This is a genomic window from Affinirhizobium straminoryzae (genome assembly GCF_007004135.1).
In the GTDB taxonomy this organism is placed as follows: Bacteria; Pseudomonadota; Alphaproteobacteria; order Rhizobiales; family Rhizobiaceae; genus Neorhizobium; species Neorhizobium straminoryzae.
On record NZ_VJMG01000027.1, the window covers coordinates 45,010 to 51,788 of the forward strand.

A 6,779-nucleotide genomic window follows, 5' to 3' on the forward strand; every position below is an offset into this window, starting at 1 on the left:
GCGATGACCGACACGGCGACACAGGCGAAAGCCGCGGCCAAACCTCTGATGGCCCGGATCAACTGGGTGAAGGCCGCGCCCTGGCTCTATACGCTGGCGCTGTTTGCGCTGTGGGAACTGCTGGTGATGGCGCTCGACATGCCGCCGACCATCCTGCCGGCGCCGAGCAACGTGTTCGCGGCGATTGCCAAATACTGGTCGCCGATCTGGAAGAATTCGCTGCAGACGCTCTATACCACCACCATGGGCTTTGCGATCGCGGTGGTGGCGGGCCTTGCGATCGGCCTCTTCATCGGCTGGTCGAAGACGATCTATGCCGGCCTCTATCCTCTGATGATCGGCTTCAATGCCATCCCAAAGGTGGCGCTGGTGCCGATCCTCGTCATCTGGTTCGGCATCGGCACGGTGCCGGCGGTGCTGACGGCCTTCCTGATCTCTTTCTTCCCGATCGTCGTCAATGTTGCGACCGGGCTTGCCACCATCGAGCCGGAAACCGAGGATGTGTTGCGGGCGCTGGGGGCGAAGAAAATGGATATCATGCTGAAGGTCGGCATTCCCCGCTCCATGCCCTATTTCTTCGGCTCGCTGAAGGTGGCAATCACGCTTGCCTTCGTCGGCTCCGTGGTGTCGGAAACCGTCGCCTCGAACTATGGCCTCGGCAACATGATGAGTTCGGCGCAGAGCCAGTTCAACGTGCCGCTCGTCTTTGCCGGCCTGCTGATGCTGGCGGTGGAAGGCATTGCCATGTACGCCCTGATGGCCTGGATCGAGCGGCGCATGACGGGCTGGGCACATCGCTCCACGATGGCGCAGTAAAACCCTCAGGCAAGCGGCAGAACGAAGCTTGCCCGCCCATCCGTCTCGGCGCCGCGGCCGATCGCCTTGATGGCGGCGATCAGCCGGCCCCCACGGTTCAGCGCCCGGTCGCCGAATTCGATCAGCCGTGTGTTCGGTGTCGCGTGCGGCGCGACCTGCCGCAGACGCTGTGCAAGGGCCTCGTCGTCCTGATCGGGATCAAGCGCCAGCGCCGCGATCACGGCTGCTGCGGGGGAGCGGGACACGCCCATCCAGCAATGGATCAGCAGCGGCGCGCTGCGGTCCCAGCTTCTGGCAAAATCGATGAGGCGGGCCACATGCTCCTCACCGGGCGCTACCAGATTGCCGGTGCCGGCAAAGGCGATGTCGTTCATCCGCAGCATCAGGTGCCGGTCGGCGCGGATCACGCCGGGGCGATGGAAATCCTGGCCTTCGGCCATCAGGCTCACCATCTCGCAGGCGCGGTGGCGCACGGCCAGCTCGGCGATCTTCTCCAGCGGGCAGACGATGATGGCCGTCATGTCGGGGCACTTTCCTGCCGGGCGCGGTCCAGCGCGTGGAAGCGGTCGAGAAACAGTCGCTGCGCCTCGATGGCCGCCATCGGCGCCATTGGCAGCATGTCGCGGGTGATGCCGCGCGGCAGGCCGAAGAATTTCCTGGCTTCCTCATGCGAGAAGCCGGCAAGCTCCGTCGCCTCGAAATAGGCGGCCACCGTATCGGCCTTCTTGATGCGCGTCTTCAACTCGCGCGAGGGGTGGGGCGGCAGTCCGAAGCGCAGATGCACCGCCGCCTCCAGCCGCTTCTCCACCGCCTTGTAGCCGCCGCCGACCACCGCCTTGAACGGCGAAATCATGTCGCCGATCACATATTCCGGCGCGTCGTGCAGCAGGGTCATGGCGCAATCCGTCGCCGAGGCGGAGGGATGGGTCAGCCGGAAAATCTCTTCAACGACGAGGCAGTGCTGCGCCACCGAAAATGCGTGGTCGCCGCGCGTCTGGCCGTTCCAGCGGGCAACGCGCGCGAGCCCGTGGGCGATATCGGTGATTTCCACGTCAAGCGGCGAGGGATCGAGAAGGTCGAGGCGTCGGCCGGACAGCATGCGCTGCCAGGCGCGGGCGGAAACGAGGGTGCTCACGCCTCGGCCTCGCCGGCTCCCGTCGGGAAGGACAGGCCCGTCCAGGCCGGCAGGGTCAGCGTCACCGGGCTGTCCGCCGCCACAAGCGGTGTGCCGCTGGCCATGGCATCGCCCACCCGGTCGGTGCGAACGATGGCAAGGCCCCGGTTGCCGATCACGGTGCCGAGCGTGCCGACCGGTTTGCCGCCGGCCGAAATCTCCGCGCCGGAGGCGGGCAGGGCGGTGTCGGCCGACACCTGCACCACGCGTCGGCGCGCCGTGCCGCGGTGCTGCATGCGCGAGACAACCTCCTGGCCGATATAGCAGCCCTTGCGGAAGGAGAGGCCGCCATCGAGATCGAGCAGCACATCATGCGGAAAGGCGTCCTGGAGGGGAAAATCCCGGCCGCCGACGGCAAGGCCCGCCTCGATGCGCAGCGCATCATAGGCATCCTCGTCGCCGCTTGAGGCACCCGTTTCCATGCCCGGCCGGCGCTTCAGCCGAATGCCCGCCTTCAGGAAGGCGCCGTCGGGCACGCCGGAGGCCGTTTCCGCCTCGTCGCCCCAGGTCACGGTGACGCCTGTTTCACCCTCCGCCAGCGTCACGGCGGCGCGCAATTTGTAGAGCGTCAGCCGCTTGATCAGTCCCGGCCGCTGTTCGCCATCGCATTCCAGCAGGAAACCGTCACCCTCGCGCCAGATCAAAAAGTCGAAGAGGATCTTGCCCTGCGGCGTCAGCAGCGCGCCCGGCCGCGCTTCGCCGGTCGGCAGCCCCTCGACGTCTGTGGTGATGATCCCGTGCAGGAAGGATTGCGCGTCGGCACCCTCGATTCTGATCAGGCTGCGGTTCCGAAGGAGGGCATGGGTCATGGTCGTCTGTCCGGTCAGGGCAATGCCCGTCAGGCGACCTTTTGGCCTGTCAGACGGACTTGCATCAAAACAAGGAACTAGCACATTTCAGAGGATTCTGGCGCCCGAAGGTGCTGTTGGCCAAGACATAGGCGCATGGCCCATGCAGTGCAAGCGTGAGAAAGGGGCGCAATCGGCCGAAGGGCAGGGATCAATCCCCGCCGCTGAACATCTTCCACTTTCCGTCCGGGCTGATGCCAAGCCGGTAGAAATTGTAGTTGTTATTCTCTTCCATGGCGATCAGGTCGCCGGCGGTGATGATGCGCAGCAGTTCGACCCGCTCTGACGCAGACAGAGTGTCAAGCGGCTTGCCGACGAAATAGGGCCAGACATAGATCTCATCCGGTGTGCCGGCATTCAGCCGCGCGGCTCCTGTCTGCAACAGGTCGAGCATGATGGCGAGGATTTCGAGGCCCTCCTGATCGCCCGACAGGCTTTTCAGCGCGTCGAGCGTATCGTCGCCGGCGGCACCCAGCTGGCGCATCTGGTCGCCGTCGAAATTCAGCAGGGGGCGCAGCCGCTCGAAGTCGCCGGAGCTTGCAGCATCGATGATTGCCTGTCGCGTGGCGCGGACCGGCTCGGGCAGCGCATTCAGGTCACGGATGATCTCGACCGAGGCCGGAGGGCTTGCTTCGGCATCCGGCTTGTTGCCGGGCACGGCTGGCTTCTCCGTCGTATCCTGGCCGAACATCGGCGCGGGCTTGGCCGTGCCGCGCGCATCCGGCGCGGCCTGGTCCGATGTCGCCGTGCCTGCAGCCTCAGGCGTCGCGGATGCACCGCTCAGCGCCCAGGCACTCTGGCCATAAAGGGTGGTGGAAAACACAAGGCAGGCGGCGGCCAGTAGCCGCACAAAGGAGCGGTGGCGCATTGCAGTCGCCGCGACGGTCAGCATGAATGGCCCCGGATCTTGTTACTGCAGGATGCGCTCCGGCGAAAACTCGCCGGCCAGCATGCGGGCGCGCAGGGATTCCAGCATGGCTTCCGCACCTTCCTCGCCATGAATGCGGATGGTTTCGCGCATGGCAAGGGCAATGGCGGCGTCGGCGATGATCTCCGGTTCGATGCCGTCCGCACGGCCATCGGCCCAGGCTTCATTCTGGTATTCGAGCGCCGCCTGCATCTTCTCGTGCACAATCATGTCGTCGATGTCGTTGCGCGCTGTCTGCATGTGTATTCCTCTTTCAAGGGATGCCTGTTGTTTACCGGCACGTTAACAAGACTAGCAGCCTTTTATCAAAACAACACGCCCCCATGGCGAAAGAGGTAAATAAAACCCTAATTTCCGTAGCGGGCGGCGATTTCGGCTGCCAGTGTTGCACCTTCGTTACGGTGGTTTTCTTCGGCAATACGAGCCGCCGGCGTGCAGGTGGAATGCACTGCCGCAAACGCCCTGTAGCCCCGGTTGAAAGAGGCGGTCAGGCGCTCGCGCCGCGCTGGCTCCTTTGCCGCCTCGGCATCCAGCAGCTCCTGCATCGAGGCGCGCCAGCCAACCGAATCGTCACCGCAAAGCGAGCGCAGGTATTGAACCGAGCCGAGGATTTCCGCAAGTCGCAAAAGCTGGCCATCATAGGGTGCGGGTTTCTCCGTCGGCGGTTTGGCCGGCTGTGGCGCTGCCGCCGGCGTGTGCCCGCTGGCCTTCTGTGCGACAGCCGGCGCGGGACTTGAAAGAACGGCGACCACAAGAAGACCCATCAATGTCTTCAGTGACTTGCCGCGCTTTTCTCGTGCAGCATGACGGGTCTGCCGCGGTTCCGCACAGGCACTTGTCGTCACCATCCACGCCATCCGGTTACACCCCTTCGCGACCGGCGATCAGTCGCTCGGCGCAATCGAGGACGCTTGGTGGGACGGGCAGGCTGCGGATCTCCTCCAGCGTGAACCAGCCGGCATCCGCAGCATCGTCGGCGGCAATGGCGGGTGTTGTCGCATCGGCCTTCACCAGAAAGACCGACAGGAAGAAGTGACTCTGGAGATTGCCTGCTTCGTCGCGGGTTTCCAGATCATAGGTGGCAAACAGGTGCGGATCCCGTGCCGTGATGCCGGTTTCCTCGAGGAACTCGCGCAGGGCTGTCTGCGCGGGCATTTCACCGGGTTCTGCCCGCCCGCCCGGAAAGGCGTAGAGATCAGCCGAAGGCGGATTGCGCCGGCGGATGAGCAGCAGGCGCCCCTCGCGCTCGAGAATGGCGGAGGAGGCGGCCTGTGGCCGGGCAGAGCAAGGCGCGGGCTGGGTGGAGGGTGGGGCTGCAATGGTCATGGTGGGCAACATAGCGCATGGGCCACAAAAATCCCCAGCCCTTTCTCGGCCATTGCACCTGATACGACGAAGGATGGGCATGTCCGCCCCGCGAACCCGTCTTCCCTCGCATGGCAGGGCTTGCATCGCCAGGCCGCGGATGCGACGACGGGAGCCATGAAGACCACTCTGCTTTTCGCGGCCGCCGCGCTGTTCGAGATCGCCGGCTGCTTTGCCGTCTGGGCCTGGTGGCGTCTCGACAGACCGGTTTGGTGGCTGGCGCCCGGCCTCGTGTCGCTTGCCCTGTTTGCGGGCGTGCTGGCGCTGGTGGAAAGCGAAGCGGCAGGCCGCACCTTTGCGGCCTATGGCGGCATCTATGTCGCTGCCTCGCTCGCCTGGCTGTTTCTCGTGGAAGGACGCGTGCCCGACCGCTGGGATCTTACTGGCGGGGCGGTGTGCCTTGCAGGCTGCGGGCTTATCCTCTTCGGTCCCCGCAGCGGTTGATCTCGCCGCGCTTGACCCGTCGCACCGGCAATGCGATCACAATGCCATGTGTGGACGCTACGCCCTGACCGCGACGCCAAAGGACATTTTCGAATTCCTCAGCGTCATATCGATCGACGATTTTCCGAAGCGCTACAATATAGCGCCGACGCAGCCGATCCTCATCGTCGCGGCCGGCGAACGGCAGGCGCCGGGCAGCAATCTGCCAGTTCGGCAGGCGATGCTGGCGCGCTGGGGCTTTCTGCCGGGCTGGGTGAAGGATCCCAGGGACTTTCCGCTGCTGATCAATGCGCGGGCCGAGACGGCTGCGGAAAAGGCATCGTTTCGTGCCGCCATGCGCCATCGCCGCGTGCTCGTGCCGGCCTCCGGCTTCTATGAATGGCATCGTCCGGGGAAGGAGGAGGGCGGTAAGGACGGGGCGGGCAAGGCGCAGGCCTACTGGATCCGGCCGAAGCACGGCGGCATCCTTGCCTTTGCCGGCCTGATGGAAACCTGGTCGTCCGCGGATGGGTCGGAGGTCGATACGGCGGCCATTCTGACCACGCGCGCCAATGACGCGATCGCGCCGATCCATGATCGCATGCCGGTGGTGATCGCGCCCGAGGATTTCGAGCGCTGGCTGGACTGCAAGACCGGCGAACCGCGCGACGTCGCCGATCTGATGAGGCCTGCGGAGCCCGATCTGTTCGAAGCCATTGCCGTGTCGGACCTCGTCAACAAGGTGTCCAACATGGGGCCGGATCTTCAGGCGCCGGTCACGCCCTTGGTGCCTCTTCCGGCAAAGAGAAAGCCCGTTCCGCCGAAGGGCAGCGGCCAGCTTTCCCTGTTCTGATCGCAACCCGCCGCCTTGGCGGCTTTCGGTTGCGCGATCCAGATCAGGCGGATTTCAGCGTCTTGCGCTTCAGCATCAGCGCTGCCGCAACAACGGCTTTCAGGCCGAGCGGGCGCAGAGGGGCATGCAACTCCTGCTTGGGTTGCGGGGCGGTCTTGTCCTGGCTCATGATGATCTCCTCAAGAATGCGAATCCGTCGCCAAACGGCGTGGATGCGCCTCTCGGGGTAAAACAGGGCGGAAATACGGCGGAATTCAAGGCGTTTTTGCCGGATCCACGATATGGAAATCCAAGAATCCGGTCCTGTTGTCGAAAAGACTCAGATCGTTTGTGTTGCAATCTATTCTTGCATTGCAGCATCGGTGATGCTGC

The 6,779-nt window shown here is 64.6% G+C and carries 11 protein-coding genes; 3 read left to right on the forward strand and 8 right to left on the reverse strand.

Annotated features, from left to right (window positions below):
- Nucleotides 1-3: 3 nt before the first annotated feature.
- Nucleotides 4-816 carry an ABC transporter permease gene (locus FNA46_RS11280; protein WP_425468716.1) on the forward strand — a complete coding sequence of 271 codons (813 nt, stop codon included), beginning with the start codon at nt 4-6 and terminating at the stop codon, nt 814-816.
- A gap of 5 nt (nt 817-821) precedes the next feature.
- Here FNA46_RS11280 and FNA46_RS11285 read toward each other — a convergent pair whose 3' ends face one another.
- The 7 genes from FNA46_RS11285 to FNA46_RS11315 all read right to left on the reverse strand — a co-directional run bounded on the left by FNA46_RS11285 (nt 822) and on the right by FNA46_RS11315 (nt 5,092).
- Entirely contained in the window at nt 822-1,337 is a 516-nt protein-coding gene (locus tag FNA46_RS11285) for a tyrosine phosphatase family protein (RefSeq protein WP_143125297.1), read from the reverse strand.
- The gene (locus FNA46_RS11290; protein ID WP_143125310.1) at nt 1,334-1,915 is read right to left on the reverse strand and encodes an HD domain-containing protein; all 582 of its coding nucleotides are present in this window, start codon (nt 1,913-1,915) and stop codon (nt 1,334-1,336) included. The genes FNA46_RS11285 and FNA46_RS11290 overlap by 4 nt, the downstream gene beginning before the upstream one ends.
- Before the next feature lie 32 nt (nt 1,916-1,947).
- Nucleotides 1,948-2,799: a CAF17-like 4Fe-4S cluster assembly/insertion protein YgfZ gene (ygfZ, locus tag FNA46_RS11295; protein ID WP_143125298.1), complete on the reverse strand. Its 852-nt coding sequence runs from the start codon at nt 2,797-2,799 to the stop codon at nt 1,948-1,950.
- 190 nt (nt 2,800-2,989) lie between these two features.
- Nucleotides 2,990-3,730 (reverse strand): hypothetical protein, encoded by a 741-nt coding sequence (locus FNA46_RS11300; protein WP_143125299.1) that lies wholly within the window; start codon nt 3,728-3,730, stop codon nt 2,990-2,992.
- An 18-nt stretch (nt 3,731-3,748) separates the two neighbouring features.
- A complete protein-coding gene (locus FNA46_RS11305; RefSeq protein ID WP_143125300.1) occupies nt 3,749-4,006 on the reverse strand; it encodes a hypothetical protein in 258 nt (85 codons plus the stop codon).
- A gap of 107 nt (nt 4,007-4,113) precedes the next feature.
- Entirely contained in the window at nt 4,114-4,530 is a 417-nt protein-coding gene (locus tag FNA46_RS11310; protein ID WP_143125301.1) for a TIGR02301 family protein, read from the reverse strand.
- A gap of 97 nt (nt 4,531-4,627) precedes the next feature.
- Entirely contained in the window at nt 4,628-5,092 is a 465-nt protein-coding gene (locus FNA46_RS11315) for an NUDIX hydrolase (RefSeq protein WP_143125302.1), read from the reverse strand.
- A 156-nt stretch (nt 5,093-5,248) separates the two neighbouring features.
- Here FNA46_RS11315 and FNA46_RS11320 point away from each other — a divergent pair, with 156 nt between their 5' ends.
- On the forward strand, nt 5,249-5,575 hold the full coding sequence (locus tag FNA46_RS11320) for a YnfA family protein (RefSeq protein ID WP_143125303.1): 327 nt from the start codon (nt 5,249-5,251) through the stop codon (nt 5,573-5,575).
- A gap of 46 nt (nt 5,576-5,621) precedes the next feature.
- Nucleotides 5,622-6,407, forward strand: a complete 786-nt coding sequence (locus FNA46_RS11325; protein WP_143125304.1) for an SOS response-associated peptidase — start codon at nt 5,622-5,624, stop codon at nt 6,405-6,407.
- Between the two features lie 43 nt (nt 6,408-6,450).
- On the opposite strand, the gene FNA46_RS26535 is transcribed toward FNA46_RS11325, so the two are convergent.
- On the reverse strand, nt 6,451-6,576 hold the full coding sequence (locus tag FNA46_RS26535; protein WP_281288938.1) for a hypothetical protein: 126 nt from the start codon (nt 6,574-6,576) through the stop codon (nt 6,451-6,453).
- Nucleotides 6,577-6,779: the final 203 nt, after the last annotated feature.